12 protein-coding genes and 1 pseudogene are annotated in these 17180 nt (G+C 69.7%); 3 read left to right on the top strand and 10 right to left on the bottom strand.

The window, feature by feature from the left end; translation table 11 throughout:
- The 7 genes from BN1555_RS06690 to BN1555_RS06665 form a co-directional block, all read right to left on the bottom strand.
- On the bottom strand, positions 1 to 1266 hold the full coding sequence (locus tag BN1555_RS06690) for a lanthionine synthetase C family protein (protein WP_093798519.1): 1266 nt from the start codon (positions 1264 to 1266) through the stop codon (positions 1 to 3).
- The gene (locus BN1555_RS06685) at positions 1263 to 4358 is read right to left on the bottom strand and encodes a lantibiotic dehydratase (protein WP_255305913.1); all 3096 of its coding nucleotides are present in this window, start codon (positions 4356 to 4358) and stop codon (positions 1263 to 1265) included. Before BN1555_RS06685 ends, BN1555_RS06690 begins: the two co-directional genes overlap by 4 nt.
- Before the next feature lie 110 nt (positions 4359 to 4468).
- Positions 4469 to 4648: an FxLD family lanthipeptide gene (locus tag BN1555_RS06680; RefSeq protein WP_093798518.1), complete on the bottom strand. Its 180-nt coding sequence runs from the start codon at positions 4646 to 4648 to the stop codon at positions 4469 to 4471.
- Positions 4649 to 4836: 188 nt separating this feature from the next.
- A complete protein-coding gene (locus tag BN1555_RS06675; RefSeq protein WP_093798517.1) occupies positions 4837 to 5490 on the bottom strand; it encodes a hypothetical protein in 654 nt (217 codons plus the stop codon).
- Positions 5487 to 5690 carry a DUF5999 family protein gene (locus tag BN1555_RS06670; RefSeq protein ID WP_037830893.1) on the bottom strand — a complete coding sequence of 68 codons (204 nt, stop codon included), beginning with the start codon at positions 5688 to 5690 and terminating at the stop codon, positions 5487 to 5489. Before BN1555_RS06670 ends, BN1555_RS06675 begins: the two co-directional genes overlap by 4 nt.
- Before the next feature lie 44 nt (positions 5691 to 5734).
- A complete protein-coding gene (locus BN1555_RS41565; protein WP_369688952.1) occupies positions 5735 to 5896 on the bottom strand; it encodes a DUF6302 family protein in 162 nt (53 codons plus the stop codon).
- A gap of 301 nt (positions 5897 to 6197) precedes the next feature.
- Positions 6198 to 6779 carry a hypothetical protein gene (locus tag BN1555_RS06665; protein ID WP_093798516.1) on the bottom strand — a complete coding sequence of 194 codons (582 nt, stop codon included), beginning with the start codon at positions 6777 to 6779 and terminating at the stop codon, positions 6198 to 6200.
- Positions 6780 to 7096: 317 nt separating this feature from the next.
- Between BN1555_RS06665 and BN1555_RS06660 the strand changes: the two genes are divergently transcribed.
- A complete protein-coding gene (locus BN1555_RS06660) occupies positions 7097 to 8524 on the top strand; it encodes a helix-turn-helix domain-containing protein (protein ID WP_093798515.1) in 1428 nt (475 codons plus the stop codon).
- A 29-nt stretch (positions 8525 to 8553) separates the two neighbouring features.
- A pseudogene (locus tag BN1555_RS06655) lies at positions 8554 to 9740 on the top strand (dihydrofolate reductase family protein).
- Positions 9741 to 10645: 905 nt separating this feature from the next.
- Here the strand turns inward: BN1555_RS06655 and BN1555_RS06650 are convergent.
- Both BN1555_RS06650 and BN1555_RS41560 read right to left on the bottom strand, forming a co-directional pair.
- A complete protein-coding gene (locus BN1555_RS06650) occupies positions 10646 to 10936 on the bottom strand; it encodes a transposase (RefSeq protein WP_093798514.1) in 291 nt (96 codons plus the stop codon).
- Positions 10937 to 10941: 5 nt separating this feature from the next.
- Entirely contained in the window at positions 10942 to 11220 is a 279-nt protein-coding gene (locus tag BN1555_RS41560) for a group II intron maturase-specific domain-containing protein (protein WP_369688951.1), read from the bottom strand.
- 345 nt (positions 11221 to 11565) lie between these two features.
- Between BN1555_RS41560 and BN1555_RS06640 the strand changes: the two genes are divergently transcribed.
- Positions 11566 to 16539: a protein NO VEIN domain-containing protein gene (locus tag BN1555_RS06640; protein WP_093798512.1), complete on the top strand. Its 4974-nt coding sequence runs from the start codon at positions 11566 to 11568 to the stop codon at positions 16537 to 16539.
- A 333-nt stretch (positions 16540 to 16872) separates the two neighbouring features.
- Here the strand turns inward: BN1555_RS06640 and BN1555_RS06635 are convergent, their stop codons facing one another.
- Positions 16873 to 17043 carry a helix-turn-helix transcriptional regulator gene (locus tag BN1555_RS06635; RefSeq protein WP_329923862.1) on the bottom strand — a complete coding sequence of 57 codons (171 nt, stop codon included), beginning with the start codon at positions 17041 to 17043 and terminating at the stop codon, positions 16873 to 16875.
- Positions 17044 to 17180: the final 137 nt, after the last annotated feature.

The raw sequence follows: 17180 nt of genomic DNA, 5'->3' as shown, positions 1-17180 counted from the left end.
TCAGGCGGTGAGTAGGCAGGCGTCCCAGGCAGTGCGGGGCGGGTCCGTGCTGTCCGCGGTGAGCAGTCCCAGCGCGGTTCCGGCGGCGCCGTCGAGGAGACCGGCGCCCGCCGCGTCCTTCAGCAACAGGGCAGCGGCGTCGTCCGGGGCGGTGCCGGGCAGGACCAGCATGGTGAGAAGGGCGGGGATGATGGCGCGGAGCTGGCCGGCGGTGGCCCGGTCGGCGTCGGCGGCGGCACGCGCCGCGATGTGGATCAAACCGGCGAAGCCGTGGCACAGGCCGCTGTCCGTGGTGACGCGAAGCTGCACGCGGTCGCTCAGCGCGTCCAGCAGGGCGGCCTCGGCCTCGACCTGGAGGTCGCTGTCGCAGAGGGCGAGCGCGGCGAGCTGCTGGGCACGGGCCAAGCCCGCGGTGCCGTAGCACCAGCTCGGCCGCCGTGGTGCCGCGGCCGCGGGCCGGCCGCTGCGCAGTTCCTCGCGGCTGATCCAGTACGGCCAAGCGGTGCCGCGCCCGGTGGGCGCCTTCCACTGCTCCAGCCAGGCCAGGATGGTGCGCATCGCCTGATGGTGGCCGGTGACGGTGGTGCCGCGGCGGGCGGCAAGCGCCAGCAGCGCGAGGACCGCGCCGACGCCGTGTGCCATGCCGTGGTTGGCGTGCCCACCAGGGAAGCGGTCGCCCGGCCTGCCGGACGGCCCGGTCGGAACCCACCAGCCCGGCAGGCGTTCGCCGCTGTCGGTGACCGGGTCGGTCAGGCGCACGCAGTAGTCGAGAACGGCCCGGGTCACCGCGCCCGCAGGGTCGCGGCGCAGCAGGTAGGCGCCGTACCCGCTCAAGCCCCGGATGGCGTCGAACTCGGCGAGTGCCGGAAGCTGCCCGGCTTCGATCCGGCGGTGCGCGGCGTCAAGGCGCCGCCGGGCGTCTGCCGTCACCTGCCGGTCCAGCACATCGAGGCCGCGCCGGTAGGAGTCCGGAAGCTGGTCGGCGGCGCACGCCACGGCATGGGCGAGCGCCGGGGCGCCGTAGAAGGGGTGGCTGTCCGGGCCGCCGGTGAAGGGCTCGCGGGTCGAGGCGGCCAGCCAGTCGTGGGCGCGCTGCCAGGGGGCAAGCCCGGCCGCGGCGCGTTCGATGTGCAACAGGGCGATGCCTGTCGGGCCGTAGGCGAGGTGCTGCCGGTTGGTGTCGTCAGTGGCCGCCGTCGGCGCCTGGTCGGGGTGGGCGAGCCGGTCGGCGATGGCGGCGGCCACCGCGGCTGCGGTGTGGGTCACGGTCGCCTCCCAGCGCGGGCGGTGAAGGCCAGGGCGGCGGCGCGGGCCAGGTACAGGCAGACCTCTTCCTCGGGGAAGTCCACCGCGACATGCCGCACGAAGTGGACGTGCAGCAGGGAGGTCAGCACGCCGTCCACGGCGATGCCGTCGGCGTGCGGGCCAGACAGGTGCGGCCTGTACGTGGCGAGCGCAGCGGTGCGCTCGGCCCAGGCGTCCACGATCGCGGCGCCGCCGGGCGCTGACCGCAGGGCCGCCCAGTCACCGCGCGGGTCTGCCAGCCGCACGGCGTCAGTGAACTGCGAGCGGGGTACCGGATTGGGTGCGGTCGGCTCGATGTGGTCGATCAGCCAACGCGCGCCGGCGTCCGGGCCGCCGAGAAGGGCGGAGGCGATGGCGAAGAAGTGCGCGGCCACGAGCGGGCGCTGGGCGGGCCGGACAGGCTGGGCGAGCTGCGCCACCGTGGCCAGGGAGTCCGCGCGGAACACGGCCTCGGCCGCGTCCCATGCCGGTCCGGAGCCCCACCGGCCCGTCTCGCGGTAGGAGGTGGGGTAGCGCAGGTCTGCCAGCAGCCCGGCGGTCCGCAGTTCGTCGGCCCAGGCGCTGACCATGTGGGTGGTGTCGGCGAAGTCGTCCGGGTCCGGCAGTGCGATCCGCAGGCGAAGGTGCTGCTGGGGGTCGCGGAATCGGACGTACCACCAGTGAGGAGAGCCGAGGCGCCGCATCAGGTCGGGCACGTGCCGAGTCAGCAGGGCGTCTTGACGCCGCGGGGCGCCGTACAGGGCTACGAGGAGCACCGGGGAGGTGGCCGGGGTCTGGATCTGGGCTGGGGAGAGCGTGCGGGCGGTGGTCGGCGTGGGCAGCGCAGGCCAGGCCGGAGGACGGACCGCTTTGAGGGGTACCGCGATCTCGTGGGCCCGGCCCCCGCTCCAGCCGTCCGCCTCGGGAGGAGCGGCTTCCGTCAGCAGCGCCCTACCGGCGCGGTCGAGGTGCTGGCGCAGCAGGCTCCGGTGGCCGGGCTCATCGAGGTCGAGCGGCAGGCGCCGGTCGTCCTGGACGAGGTGCACGTGCTGCGGCAGGCGCCGGCGCTCCCGCCAGCCGGACAGCGCCGCGTCCCAGTCCGCCCCGGGGCGATGGCGGTCGGGGAGGTCGCCGGCCTCCAGCCGCCAGCGGGCCGCGACCAGCACGATGCGGCCGTACCGCAGGCGTGGGAGGAACGGCATCGCTGCGGCGGCGCCCCAGTCGAACCGGGTGACCTGGGCGTTCTGCGCCCGGGACACCTCGGTGATCAGCCGCGCCAGGGGCGGGGTGTGCTCGGCGAGGTTCAGCGCGTTCATGCCCACGGCCTCGACGCGCACGCCGCGGCTCGGAGCCGCCAGGTACATCCGGCGCCCGTCGCACGCCACCGCCAGATCCGCCGGCGTGAGCACTGCGACGTCGGGGGCGCGGTGCTCTTGCAGGCTGATCACCAACGGCAGCACGCACGGGGTTCGGGTGACATGGGTGGTGTCGGGCAGCAGCGCGGGGAAGGAAAGCTGCGCCGCCACCGTGCCCTCGTCAGCCGTGGGCAGGTCAGCCAACTCCGCGCGCAAGCACTCGCGTTGTGTGGCCGGGAGGACGCTGAGGAAGCGTCCGACGGTAACCCCGGCTCCGCGTGACACGCTGGTCAACTCCACGGTGAACCGCCCACGGCGGACTTCGGCGAGGCTGGCCGCGTGCAGCCGCACGCTCACCTCCAAGTGGGGCGGTATCCGCGGTTCCTGCGGGCCTCGGTCCAGGGCGGCCACGGTCTCGTCGGTCAGCACGACCTCGTCGCGGCCGTCGAGCGCGGCGGCCTGGGCGAGGCGGAGCAGCACGTCGTCCCGCGGCGACAGGCGCCGGCGGCCTTCGCCGGTCGGCCTGCCCGGGTACCCGTCCGGGTAGCCGACGCCGCTGTCTGCGACAACTTCCATAAGCGGCACCATGGTGCCGACGCCGAACCGCTCGTAGAACCGCTGGTGGTACTCGTTCCACGGCTCGGTGCCGTACGGGCGGGCGCAGAGTCTGGTGAGGATCGTGGCGGCGCGCTCGACCTCGCGGGCGACCAGATCGGGGAGCACCACGGTGGCGTCCAGGCACAGGTCCAGGGCGAGCGGGTGACGGCGGAGGCCCGGCACCAGATCGCGCATCCGGGTCGCTACGGCGTCCCGGCCCTCTGTGGTGCCGCACTGCTCCAGCCCGGCGTGGACGGCGCGCAGCTCCCGGACGACGGGTGCCAGGAGACGAATGTCCTCGGCACGGACCGCGTCGAGCTGGGTGACGAGGTGACCAAGCGCGTCGGTCTCGGTCGCCGGCGCGTGGAGGTTGGTAATCAGCACGCGCCGCCGCACCAGGCCCGCGAGGAGCCGCTTGACGCGCTCCGGGGCCACGGCCGGGAACTCGGCCATCAGCTTCTCGGCGAGTTCCCCGATCCGGATCGGCGCGTCAGCCGCGCGGAGGATAAGCCGGACCGGCGCCGACAGCTCGACGGACGCCTCGACCGCTCGCCGCTGACCAGTCGGCCCGTCGTCCTGGTAGGGGACGACGAGACTGCCGTCGCGCTCGAAGGTGGTGTTATTCACGACGACCGACAGGAGCGGCAGCAGCTCTCCGCTCCTTTCTAACTGCTCGATCAGCCTCCCCACCCACTCCGCACCGGCGTGGGCCACGACCACGTGGTTCTGGCCCCAGCGGGCGTGGGGCTCGGCGTCGAAGGCGGCCGTGGTGACTCCGGCGAACAGTCCGAACGGTGTGGGCCGGTGCAGCGCGCGCAGGAGGTAGCGCGCCACCGACACTCCAACGCGGCGGACTTCGCGGGTAGACGGGGAGTTAGCACTCTCCAGGACCTCGACTTCGGCGGCGAGAACCGGGCTGGCATGGCGGAGGGCCTGCGCGATGCCCGGGTCGTGCCAGATGCTGCGAATCCAGGCGAGGCGTCCGGTGGTGACCTCCTCCAACTCCTCGGCTCGGAAGGACCGGTCGTCGAAGTCCGGCAGGGGAAGCTGGGTCACCGACGGTCGAGCGGCTGCGCGCACCAGGGCAGTCGTGCCCGCCTTGAACGCTGGGGGTAAAGCCACGTGACGTGTCCCTTCGTGCGTCTGGAGGGGCGGTCGGAGCCGACGCGCCGAGTAGCGCGACAGCACCGACCGCGGTTCATGACCTGATGGCCGGATTCAGACGGTCAGGGTCAGTCAGTGAAGGTGACGCAGGCACCGCAGGAGCTGCCGCACCCGTCGTCGGTCAGAACGGTCAGCCCGGCCGCGTCGGACACCTCCAGGAGGGAGACGTTCAGGTCGAACCCGTCCGACTGGCCGCCGGCCGCCGGCTCCTGGACCTGGGTGGTGCTCTTGGTGACGATTCGCGTCATGACATCTCCAGGTGATTCGTTGGTGTGTAGGACAGGTGGTGCTTGCCAGCGCACTGAGGACCGTGGCGTAGCGACGGGGCTACGCCATGGGTTCATGTTCTGGCCATCCCGGTCCGATGGTCGGGCCGGGAAGCTCTGGGGTGCCGCTCGACGGTCCGGTCCTTTGCCCAGGACCGTCGAGCAGCCGTCTATGCGGCGGGCACAAGATCGTCCAGGCTGACGACCTCGTATTCCCGCAGTTCGCGTACGAGCTGAGAGGCGAGGAACCAGCCGATCTGGGGGTGGTTGTAGGGCAGGGGAGCGTCCGAGGCGGCGAGGAGCTGAATGCCGTCGGCGGTGTACTGGTACGAGGTGCCGATGACGCCGTAGAGCGGGAACCGCGTGGCCAGTAGGGCGACGTGTCCCTTGCTCCTGAGCCGGGGGCACCGCCGGGCCGCCATCCGGGCGTGCTCCAGACACACCGGCGGCTGCGCGGTCTTCACCGGCCCGGTGTGGTCGTCGCCGTCGTCGGCCGTCTCTACGAAGAGGATTCCGTCGCTACGCTTCAGCGGGACCGTGCACACCTGGCAGCGCAGGAGCGCCATCGTGATGCGCTGGCGGAGCGGGTGCACCAGCCGCCACCTCGGGCTCCCGGTGGGCTGTCCCGCGAAGCCGAGTGCCATGGAGTACCGGGCCCACAGCACGCCGCGGAGATCTCGGTCGGGCGCTGCCTCGTCCTTGTACCCGAGCCGCGGGCGCCGGTCAGGACCGACGCGTACGTTCAGGTTGAGGAGGGAGTCCGCCTCTTCGCCTTCACGAGCGGTGATGTACGGAACGACCAGGTCGGCTGCGGTGATCGTCATGCCGCGCTTCCGACCGTGAGCGCGAGCGGCCGGTGGGGGGCGACGATACGGCCGTCGGGGAGGAGTTCTCCGGTGTCCTCGAAGACAAGCACTCCGTTGCACAGCAGGCTCCAGCCCTGTTCAGGGCGGTGCGCGACGGGTCGCGCGGCCTCCCTGTCGGGAGCCATGGCCGTGGGGCACGGCGGGTTGTGCGCACACATGGTGCTCGTCCTCTCGGGTGGGAAGTTGGGCCCTCTTCGGCCAGCTACGGTGCCGTGGGGGAACACGGTTCGGGCACGGCCGAAGAGGGGGACTTGTGGCACCGCCCCATGAAGGTCGCTATGGCTGCTTCGCTGTAGCCGTAGAAGCGCCCCAGGGTGGTGGCAGTGCGGTCGCCCTCGAGCGTGAGTGGTCTCTCTCCCCCCACTCGACAACGAAGCAGGGATCCGGGTGAGACGACCACTGCGCGCGCAGGTCTCCTTGATCGCGGTCATGCCGCGCCCTGCGGGTCACCTGCAGGCACGATGGAAAGGTCGAGTCCCACCTCACGGAGCGGCAGGAAATGTGTTGCCTGGTCGGTATATCCCTCGAACGTCAAAACGACCCTCCGATCAGGCGGATTGGTAGACGGTGACGAGCACTGCGAACACGGTGACGACGAGGAGAACCTGAGCACTGACCTGTCTCCAGCCCCAGCCCTTCGCATCCATCCACCGCAACGGTCGCCTTCAAGTCGGACCGGACAGCTCCTCGGGGATCACGAGGTGAATGAATGCCTGGTACCGCTCACCCAGCTCCTTGATCACAGCGCGATACTCGTCGTCATCGGAGCTGATGTTGTGCCGGTCGAGGACGATCACGCCGTCCGCGAAGCCGCCTCGGATCAGTCGCTCGACCTCCCCCCAGCCAGGGCGCTTCCAGGGCGGCGCGTAGACGCCACAGCCGGCACCCGAGCCGGGGAGGCACGTCGTGGTCACGGGAACGGCTACGTCGTGAAACCTCGCTCCCATTGCGTAGCCACGCTGCTCAGCCTCGGTCTGGAGGGTGTTCCAGTCCTCATCCGGCCTGGCATTCCTGCTAAGCACCAAGCTGTACGCCAACACCCGGAGACGGCGATCACCGGAGCGGCGGTCGCACCTTTCGGTCGCCTCGCGACGGAACTGCTGACGGAGCCGGACAAGCTCGCCGCTGCGCGCCGGACGCTCCAGCGGGGCGGGTTTGCGGTGCCACTCCTGGGTTCGAGCAGTGTCGGTGTCCGTTCGGTCCCGGGATCCCATCAGGCTGATCCGTGGACTGGAGACGGCGATCATGTCGCCCAGGCTTCTATGTGTCTTCATGGTCGCCTTTCCCTAGATCGCGCTCAGCCCGCGCAGGGCTCATCCGACGGTTGCGCAATGCGTTCGGTCCGACCGACCACTACGTTCGCTACTGACGTGAATCAGGTCCGTGCCAGGCGCCGTTCGGATACCGTGTGATCAGCTCGTACCGACGATGAAAGCGGTACGGAACCCCGGTGGGCAGGCCCTCGATGGAGCCTCACACGCTGGCTCCGCAGGCCCCATGGAGAGCCGCCCCTAACGCTGACATCGACCGCGGGTGAACGAAAGTCCACGGTGGAGGAGGAAGCGTGGGGCAGCAGCCGAACGAGCTGACTCCGGACGCCGGCCCATGGCACCGCTGGGGGTACGAGCTACGTCAGTTCCGCGAGGCCCGTCTGCTGTCGCAGCAGGCTCTGGCTCGCCGGGCGTTGATCGACCGTTCACATCTCGGGCGCTTCGAGCGCGCTGAACGTCCCGTCCCGAAACATGCGGCCATCACTCTCGACGACATCCTCGATGCCGCCGGTGCATTGGTTCGTGGCTGGGACAGCGCGGAGCGCGAGGCCCCCCAGGATTGCTCTGTCCCGGTGTCCAGAGCCGGGACAGCGACTCATGGGGCCAGTACACGGGGTCATGGGGCCAGCGTCCCGGAGACCCTGGCCATGAACGCGGTCGTGCGGGCAGGCTCGCTTGGAGACGACACGGACACGGTCGTCGTCCCCGCCCGCATCCACGGAAGGATCCTCTTCGTGCCCGTGCCCCGCCGCGTTGTTCTCGCATCAGGGATCGCCGGCCTGGCTGCGACAGTCATGCCGGCCGCGACGCCGGCGGCTGCCACCGAACTCGCCGACATGGGGTCTCCCTTCGAGCACTTCGCGCAACTCCGCCGGGTCATGATCCAGACCGACAACCTCATCGGCCCCCGGCACGTGTTGCCCGCCCTGCAACAACACCTCGTCTCCCTTGCCACAAGACGTCGATCCGCTCGTGGCACCGACGCCATCGAGCTTCTCGCCTTGGAGACGCGATACGAAGAGCTGGCAGGCTGGTTCGCCCAGGACATCGGCGACGAGCGCACCGCCCACGGCCACACCGCGAAGGCACTGGACGCTTCCCACATCACCGGCGACACCGATCTCACCGCGTACATCCTCGGCCGTAAGGCACAGTTGGCTGTCGACACCGGTCATCCTGCCGACGCTCTCGGCCTCGCCGCAGCCGCCCGACGCACCGCCCGACCCGGGAGCCGCCTCGAAGTCATCGCCGTTCTGCACGAGGCCCACGCGCGTGCCGTACTCGGTGAAGGCAGCGAAGCCCACAGGGCTTACGACACCGCGCTTGCTATTCTCGGGCGCGCGGGCTCCGACGGTGTCTGGGGTTCCTGGCTCGATGCGGCGTACATCAGCACCGCCCGAGCTCGCTCCCTCGCCGCACTCGGCGAGTATGAGCAGGCCGCGGCAGGCTTCGACAGCGCCCTCGCAGTGCTTCCGTCCGCATATCGCCGGGACCGCGGTGTCTACCTCGCTCGCGCTGCACGTGCCCATGCGGGCACAGGCAACGTGACCCTCGCTGCCCGAATCGGTGGGCAGGCCGTCGGGATCGCCGCCGAGACCGGATCTGCCCGCATTTTCGGACAGCTCGACCGGCTCGACCAGGCACTGGCCCCCGCAACCGGTGAGGACGGCGTCGCCGAGTTCCGCGCCTCACTCGACCGCATCGTTCTGCATCCCGCCTGACTCACCCGCGTACACCGCCTGGAGATACCGTGCCCCGCCCGTACGTCCTGCTGTCCGCAGCTGTATCGATCGACGGCCACCTCGACACCCGCCCGGGCGAGGACCGGCTCCTGCTCTCCAACAAGCAGGACTTCGAGCGCGTCGACTCCGTACGAGCCAGTGTCGACGCGATCCTTGTCGGCGCCGGCACACTCCGCGCCGACAACCCCCGCCTCCTCGTCAACTCGGCGGAACGCAGGGCGTCCCGAGTCGCCGCCGGTGAGCCCGAGTATCCGCTGAAGGTCACCATCACAGGAACGGGCGACCTCGACCCCAGCTGGAAGTTCTGGCACCACGGCGGAGACAAGCTCGTCCTCGCCGTGGGCCACAAGGCCACCACGAAAGCTCGCGCCAACCTCGGTGACCTGGCTACCGTTCAGGGCGTCCCCGCCGAGGCCGTATGGCCGGCCGCGCTCGACATCCTCGGCGACGCGTACGCCGTCAAGCGGCTCATGGTCGAAGGGGGTGGCACCGTTCACACACAGCTCCTCGAAGCCGCTCTTGCCGACGAACTCCAACTCGTCATCGCCCCGCTCCTGGTCGGCCAGTTCGATGCGGTAAGGATGCTCGGCTCCGCGAGCTACCCTGGCGGCCCCGCCGCCCGCCTCCGGCTCCTGGAGACCCGCCAGATCGGTGACGTGGTACTCCTGAGGTACGCCCCCAAGGACACCTCGACGGAGCCCCGATGAGCACCACCTCTTCAGCCGGCGCCCCCGGCACCGGCCGCGAGCCCAACACCGCAGACCGGAACTGGCTCATCCTCGCCTGTGAGCTGGCCGCTCTCTGCCCATCTTCGGAGACCGCCTTCAGCGTGGGGGCAGTCGTCGTCGCGGCCGACGGGACCGAACTCGCCCGCGGCTACTCCCGTGAGAGCGACCCCCACGACCATGCCGAGGAAGGGGCCCTCGCCAAGCTCCCCGCCGAGGACGCCCGGCTCGCCACCGCGACGATCTACAGCTCCCTGGAGCCCTGCGCCAGACGGGCATCCCGACCTCGCCCCTGCGCCCAGCTCATCCGCGACGTGGGCCTCCGCCGCGTCGTCACCGCATGGAACGAGCCCGACACGTTCGTCGCCGACGCTGAAGGCGTCGAGACTCTTGAAGACGCCGGCGTCACGGTCGTCGCACTGCCTGAGTACGCGAGCGCAGCACAGGCCCCTAACCTGCACCTGCTCTGACAATCCAAGGCTGGACCCCCTTGATCGTCCCCGGGAACCTCATCGTGTGGGAAGACGGGCCCAAGCAGCGTTCCGGCGGGCAGCTCGACATGGAGTACATGCTCGGCATACCGACCAGGGCCGCAACGCCAAGACACGTCGCACCGTTCGGCGGGCACGAAAAGACGTCATCCAAGTAGTCCGTGGCATTGCTCACCGGCTGCACAAGCCGCCTCAAGCGCCTCCAATAGCACCACCCGGAAGCAAAGTGCGATTTATACCGCTGAGCGGCCAGCCCTGAGCTAGTGCTGTTCGAACAGCGACCGGGTTGCTCCCACTGAGCAAGGCTGAACAACAACGGGGGCCGAAGCACCACGGGTCGCGAGACCAGCAGTTGTTACGCCCACCAGGCGCAGCCTCCGACCCGCTCGATCTGCGACGAGGAGCATCACCGTAGCTACCACCGCAGGCAGTACCGACACCAAGAGCCTCACCACCCTGACCTCCCATCCTGCTGGCACCCCTTCGGCGCTCCCACCCGGCGGCAGTCGTGAAGACGACCGCCAGCAACCGTGCACGGCCCATCCTGACTGGTGCACTGAGGCCGATATTCACGACGCACACCTCGGAGCCAGGCATGTCGTCATGGGCAACGACGGCCGTGAACTTCTCGACGCGCGTCTGCTGGACTTCTCCGGTTCGCAGCCGGACATCGGTCTGGGCGAAACGGATACGGACGCGGCCGAGGCCCGCGCGAAGGCTAAGGACTTCCGCAAGTTCGCCGACGACCTTGAGACCCTCGCGGACATGATGGACGCCACCACCACCAGCAGCGACCGGCACGTTGCCTCCTGCCCCGGCGGCGTCTCCTTCTGCACGGGGACTCAGACTGATCGCCCCGGCCACGACGGCCGGGTCCGCCACAGCTACTTCACCCACAGGACCATGCAGCGTTTGAGGACATCACGCTCCATGACCAGCTCCTTGTTGTCCTTCTTCAACTGCGCGTTCTCCCGCCGCAGCCGCGCCATCTCCGCATCCACCTCGGCCGGCTTGCCCTTCTCGGCCCGCTTGGCCCGCGAGACCCAGCTCGCCAGCGTCGTCTCGTTGATCCCCAGGTCATCGGCCACCTCGCCGATCGGCTTCCCGGTCTCGGTCACGATGCGTACAGCCCGCTCACGAAACTCAGGCTTGAACACCCGACGCTTCTCCGCCATGACTCTCAACTTCCCCTGCAGTCAAGGACTCCACACTGTGAGGGGAGACTCAGGTCACAGAATTCCTTCAACTGGCTGCTGGGGATGCCGTGTTTGCGGCGGAGCCAGATCGCGACGCGGTGCCACGCATGGTGATCGACCGCGTTGAAGGTCCGCTTCGCCGCGCCGTGGCGGAAGTAGGTCGCCCACCCTGTCAGTGTCCGGTTCAGGCCCTCCAGGAGGCTCGATGCAGGCCTTCGACGCGCTGATAAGATCACTTGTCTGTTGTATCGGGGGTGCGGCATGGCGGGGGCTGAACGTATGCGGGTTGCGGCCACGCGGTCTCGCAGGTCGGCTACCTGGCGTAGGACAGTCACGGACCGTGCGCTCATGGAAGCCCGTGGCTGCCTGCGAGACTGGCAGGACGGCCGGCAGTCCGCCCGGGAACTCAAAGCCATCGCCGAGACGATCATCGCCCCTGAGTATCAGGGGCGCGTACTGATCGAGTTGTTGCAGAATGCCCACGACGCGCATCCCGCACGTACTCTCGACGGGCGCGTCGAGATTCTCCTCGACGAAGACGAGGGCGAGCACGGCACCCTATATGTGGCCAACGGGGGCAGGCCCTTGGCACGCGGGACTTCACCGCCTTGTGCAGCATTGGCCTCTCCGGCAAGCGCCCCGACGAAGGCATCGGGCACAAGGGCGTCGGCTTCAAGAGCGTCCTCCAGCTCACCGAGGCACCCGAGCTGTACAGCGTCTCCCGGACCGGATCCAAGACCTTCGATGGCTTCTGTTTTCGTTTCGCCCTGCCTGGCGACTTCATCTGGCTGGCCCGCCAAGTCGACCCCGACCGGGAGGACCTGGCCGCGCACCTGGAGGACAACCTCTTCCGGCTCAAGGTGCCGATCCCCCTGGACGAGGTGCCGCTGGCCGCCCAGCGCTTCGGGCGGCGGGGCTTCGTCACCGTCGTCCGACTTCCGCTGCGTTCGCCGGAGGCGGCCAAGACTGCCCGGGCGCAGCTCGATGAACTGATGGACGATGCGGCCCCCTTCGAACTCTTCCTAGACCGTCTGGAACGGGTGACCCTCGGCCGCAGGGCGGCAGGCAAGACCCAGCGCAAGAGCTACGACCGCTCGGTTCGCCAGCTCTACCGCTACCAGGGGATCACCGTTCAGGAGGTCGTCCTGCGCCGGGGGATGCGCCTGATCCTGGTGCGGGCCAAGGTCGATGAGCAGCTGGCCCGGACGGCCATCGCGGCCTCCGTCGACGAGGGGGCCCTGCGCCCCGACTGGGCGGTGTGGGAGAAGAAAGCCGAGGTCAGTGTGGCCGTTCCGGTCGGCGATCCGCTGGACCGAGGCCGCTTGTATACGTTCCTCCCCATGGGGCATCAGATCGCCTCGCCGCTCAACGGCTTTGTCAACGCGCCGTTCTTCGCCGAACTGAACCGGCGGTCCTTCAACGAGGCCATGCCCTGGAACGACCTTCTCCTGGACACCCTTGCGACGGCCTGTGCCCGTGCCGTCCTACTCGCCGGCGAGGGGCGCCTGCAGCTTCCGGCGGAGGCGTTGGCCGACCTGATGTGCTGGAACAGCAGGGGGTTGGACCGGCTGGAAGAGGCGTTCGACGCCCTTGGCCAGAACCTGGACCACGTCGATTTCATGCCCGTGCTCGCCCCGGTCGGCGTGCGAACCTCCTTCCGGTACGGATTCCTGTGGACGTGCCAGGACACCGCCAGGGTGTTCACCCCGGACTCCGTCGCCGCCACCGGGGTGATGCATCTCGTCGACCCCGGGCTCCACTCCGGCCGGCTGCGCCGCCTCTCCGCGCTGGCCGACGTCCGCGGGCTCTCTCTCGCCCCGGAGCCGGCGCGGGTCGCCCGGTGGGCCGAAAGGCTGGCGAAGCAGACCCTGAAGAACCTCTTCGACCCCGGCTGGTGGGCCGACTTCTACTACGACCTGTCCGTCTGCTTCCCCAACGGCTCGGCCCTGAAGGGCAAAAAGATCATTCTCAGCTCCGCGATGACCCTCGCGGCCGCCGGCGGCGAGGGTGTCTTCCTGGAACGAGGCGCCGACGTCGCGTCCGGACTCCCGGCCCTGCCGACGGGACTGGCGGACCACGTCTCCTTCGTGCACGAGTCGGTCGACTGGTCGGGAAAGCGCGCCAAGCGCCGGGCCATGGGGCGGCGTTGGCTGCAATCGGAGCGTCTGGTCCAGGAGTACGGTTCCGACGCCGTGTTCCGTGTGGTCACGGCGGCCACCGGGGCGAACGGCCAGGACGAGGGCGTACGGCTCCAGTGCCTTCGGTACCTCTGCTCGGTGGCGACCGCACTGGAGCGGGCCGGGCGCAGGGTGCCCACCCTGCAGAACCTGCACGTACCGACCCGTGGTGGCTGGCTGGTCGCCGTCCAGGCCATGTTCGGGACCGGCTGGCCCGGGGACCACCGTTCCATCGACGAGACCCTGACCCGCTTCCTCGACGGTGTAACGGGCATTCCCGTGTTGGCGACGACCGCCGGCCGGCTCGTGCGGACGCCCGAGGAGATCTGCGGGGACACGGAGCTGCCGCCCCAGACCATGCTGCGGTTCCTGGAACGCCAAGGCGTGCGCCACGGGCTACGGCCCCGCTACGAGGTGTTCTCGGGCGGCGTCCGGGGGGAGGTGCTCAACACGCCCCGATGGTTCGCCGGCATGTGGCATAAGGACGCGGGCGTCGATTTCCTGGAGCAATGGCGCGCCACCGCCGCACGCTGGCCCAATCTGCGGTCCGTCGCCCACGCCACCGTCCAATACCATCCGTATCGCAAGGCGCTGCCCGTACTCCCCGGCCAGTACGACTACGCCAAGTTCGACGAGCAGAGCCGTCGCCTGTACGCGGAAATCATCACACACGGCCTTGCGACCTGGCCGGACAGCGATCTGGAGACGAGGTTCGTCCGTCCCGTGTCGGACGGACACGGCACTCCATGGCCGACACCCGTATCCGCCTTCCTCACCCAAGCGCCGTGGATCCCCCAGATGCCGGCTCAGGGAGACGGGATCACCTTCGCCCCGGCCTCGACGGCGTGGTGGTGGCATTCCCAGGAGACGCCGCCGGAGTACCTCACCGTGGTTCCCCCCACGCTGCGTCGACGGCATTCCCCCGCGATGCCCGACAGGCTGCGCCTGCTGGGCATCCGCGCCTGGGACGATCCGCGGACCGCGGCCGACCGGATCCGTCACCTGCCCGCCCTCGTGGAGGAGCGTGGTCACCTTCGCCAAGGGGTGCACCGGTACGCCATGAGCCGTGCGTACGAGCAGGCGTGGTCTGAGGTACTCTCCGCACCGGACGGAACCTCGGCCTCTCGCCTCGCCCATCCGCTGGACGTCCTGCTCGTCGCGCGGGCCGGTGTTCTGGAGGCCCTGCGCGGTGAGCCGCAGGTCGAGACCGTCTACGTACCCGATCCACAAGGGGCACAGAACGGGAAGCTCCTCGAACGTGTCCCGGTTCCCCTCCTTCCGATCGAGGACAGGTCTCTCGGCCTACGGATCCACCGGTATCTGGAGGCGCGAGCGGTATTCACCGTTCGCCGGGCGAGCGAGGCCGAGACCGACATCCGCGTGGGAGCCCTGCTTCTCGACCAGGCGTCCCGCGCATCGCTGCTGGCCTACGCCGGGCCGTGGCTGCGCACGTTCGTCGCGGCGGCGGTGGACCTCGACGAGGAGCGAGCCTCGCGCCCTGACCCCGTTCCGCTGCCGGAGGTGCTCCGGCGCTTGCAGGCTTGCGAGTTCACCGTGGCCCGGGAGGCCGTCGTCTGGGTCGCGGGACACCGCGTCGAGGAGTCCGCCGCGGACGGCTCGCTGCTGCATCAGGACCCCGAGCGGCCCTGCCTGGTCGTCCTGCACACGGGAGAGCCCACGAAGTGGCGGCTGCTGCGGAACGCGGCGACCGGGCTGGCCAGTCTGGTCGGCGCGCCCTACCTGGCCAAGGGGTTGCGCGCGGCGCTCATGGAACTGCAGGAAAGCTGCCCGCAGACGGAGGAGATCGATGACGAGCGGATCGCGGCCGCGCTCGACGTGCCCCTGCGCAGGCTGGAGCTCGTCTTGGCGGACCGCGCCTCCCAGCGCTCTGGCAGCGCCCTGCTCGTCCCGCTACTCGCCTGCGTCGACCTCGACCTCGCGGAGGAGCTGCAGCGTTGCCTGGAGAGCTTCCACGACCGTTCGGAACTGCGTGACTGGCTGACGGGCCGGCTCGATCCCGACCGTGCGGAGCTGTTGCTGGGGTTGCTCGACGATGACGACCGGCAGCGACAGCTGAGCGAGCTTTCGATCCCGCTGGCCGACGCCAACCAGGCATGGCGAACGCTGGGGCTGCCCATGCTCGACAACCAGGCTCGCCACCGACAGCAGTTCGAGGCATGGCTGCAACGGAACCGGGCGGCTCTCGCCGAGCGAGTCCGTGACGCGCACGCGGGCGTGTACCGGTCGGGTCGCTCCCTTGCCGGGTACCTCCGCCTGCGCGCCCTATCAGGACTCCAGCCGGACCCCGGATGGCACACGACCTTGTGGAACCTGTCGTCCGAGCTGCTCCAGGTCCACGCGGACGCCTGGGCTGCGGCGCGGCTTCCGGCCCCTCCCCGCCGCCGGATCGTCCTGCGCCCCCTGGCGGAGGTCCGCGAGGCGTCCATCGGTGCAGTCCACCGGTCGCTGCCGAGGCTGCGCGGCCTCATCGACGAGTGGACGCGGCGCGAGGGCTCCGCGTCGGTGCCCTCCCTGCCGGGTGCCGCCGACCTCGTCCAGGAACTGGACGAGGAGGGTCTACTCGACTTCGAGGCCCTCACCTCGCCGGTGCTCGTCGACTGGCTGAACGGCCACGGCTACTGGCCACAGGGGATGCCGGCGACGGACCGGCGAGCCGAGCTGGGACTTGACAAGCCCCACGTGCCGCTTCCCGGGCAGCGTTCCGGGCCCGGAACGACCTCGGGGCCCGGCTCAGCTGCGGGGGAACCGGGGCCGCACGTCATGCTGAACGGCAGGCCCCTGCCGACCCGTCCGGACGAACTGAGAGAACTTGCCCGGGCGGTCGCCGGCGACCTGACGGCTGAGCAACTCGCCACCCCCGCCCAGCCCACAGGAGCCCTCCCCCCGGTCGTGCCAAGGCCCCGCAAGACACCGGGGTCAGGTGGCAAATCCGGGGGCTACCGTGCCCCAGCCACCGATCAGGACAAGACCACGGCCATCGGTCTCGCCGGTGAAGCGGTCGTGGGCGCCTGGCTGAGGGAGCGGTTCGGGGTTCCCGAGGAGACCTCCTGGAAGTTTGGCCTGCGTTCCCACGTCATCGCCGGCGGCCAGGGGGACGACAGGCTGGGATACGACTTCCGCATCCATGACGGGGAGCGGACGTATCTGTACGAGGTCAAGGCATCGGTCGGCAGCAGTGGCGAGATCATCCTTGGCGACTCCGAGGTGGAACGGGCCTCTCACCTGGGCCCGGACGAGACGTACATCATCGTGTACGTCTCTGATGTCCTGGACCGCACTCGCCGCCGAATCACCCCTCTGCCTAATCCCTTCGGCGCCCCGGGCCTGGCTGGTTACGAGCTCGTCAGCACGAGGATGCGGCTCCGCTTCGCCCTCCCGCAGTAGTGCTCAATTGAGCTCAGGCGGCGCGGGGATTCCGGTAGGTCTCGATGACGAGCGCTGCAACCCGCTGCGCCCGGCTCCCACAGGCCGCGCGCTGAGGCCAGAGGAAACATGATTACCCCAGGCCGGAGGCGTCCTCCGCGCCCCCGCGCCAGGGATTTTTCAGGGACTTTCAGTGTTGTCCGAGGGACTTCCGAGGGACTTTTCACCGCCTAACGCGGCAAGCCCCCGAAAGACCAGAAAGGGTCTCCGACGCAGGTGGCGGCAGACGAGTCGGGCTGTACGCCGGGTTCTGTCGCCCGACCAAGGACAAGGGCGCCAGCCAATCTTGGCCGATCAGGTCGCGCGATTCACCGCTTGAGCTTGCAGCCATGCCTCTACCTCCGGCCAGCGGTAGCGCAAATAGCGTCCGACCTTGTGGGCTCGCGGCCCCTGGCGTCGGTGATTCCATATATAGACCGTGTTCAGCGGTACGCCCAGGAAGTCAGCCAACTCCTCCGCGCTCATCAAGGGACAGCGGTCCCCCGCGCCGCCAGCGGCTTCTTCCGCGCGGGCAGTGGTTCGACGCATGGGCGCTCCAGAACGGTTCGAAGCGGGCAAAAAAACCACGTGAGCGGTACTCCGCCGTGGTGGTAGACGGAACG

It is taken from the genome of Streptomyces sp. Wb2n-11, assembly GCF_001049855.1.
GTDB lineage: Bacteria > Actinomycetota > Actinomycetes > Streptomycetales > Streptomycetaceae > Streptomyces > Streptomyces altiplanensis.
Note: the sequence above shows the minus strand (reverse complement) of the source record. Positions and strands in the feature narration are given on the sequence as shown.

Coding starts and splice junctions, on each gene's coding strand:
- BN1555_RS06680 (WP_093798518.1), bottom strand. CDS start 4,648: ATGACGCGAATCGTCACCAAGAGCACCACCCAGGTCCAGGAGCCGGCG.
- BN1555_RS06675 (WP_093798517.1), bottom strand. CDS start 5,490: ATGACGATCACCGCAGCCGACCTGGTCGTTCCGTACATCACCGCTCGT.
- BN1555_RS06670 (WP_037830893.1), bottom strand. CDS start 5,690: ATGTGTGCGCACAACCCGCCGTGCCCCACGGCCATGGCTCCCGACAGG.
- BN1555_RS06665 (WP_093798516.1), bottom strand. CDS start 6,779: ATGATCGCCGTCTCCAGTCCACGGATCAGCCTGATGGGATCCCGGGAC.
- BN1555_RS06650 (WP_093798514.1), bottom strand. CDS start 10,936: ATGGCGGAGAAGCGTCGGGTGTTCAAGCCTGAGTTTCGTGAGCGGGCT.
- BN1555_RS41560 (WP_369688951.1), bottom strand. CDS start 11,220: ATGCCGCACCCCCGATACAACAGACAAGTGATCTTATCAGCGCGTCGA.
- BN1555_RS06635 (WP_329923862.1), bottom strand. CDS start 17,043: ATGAGCGCGGAGGAGTTGGCTGACTTCCTGGGCGTACCGCTGAACACG.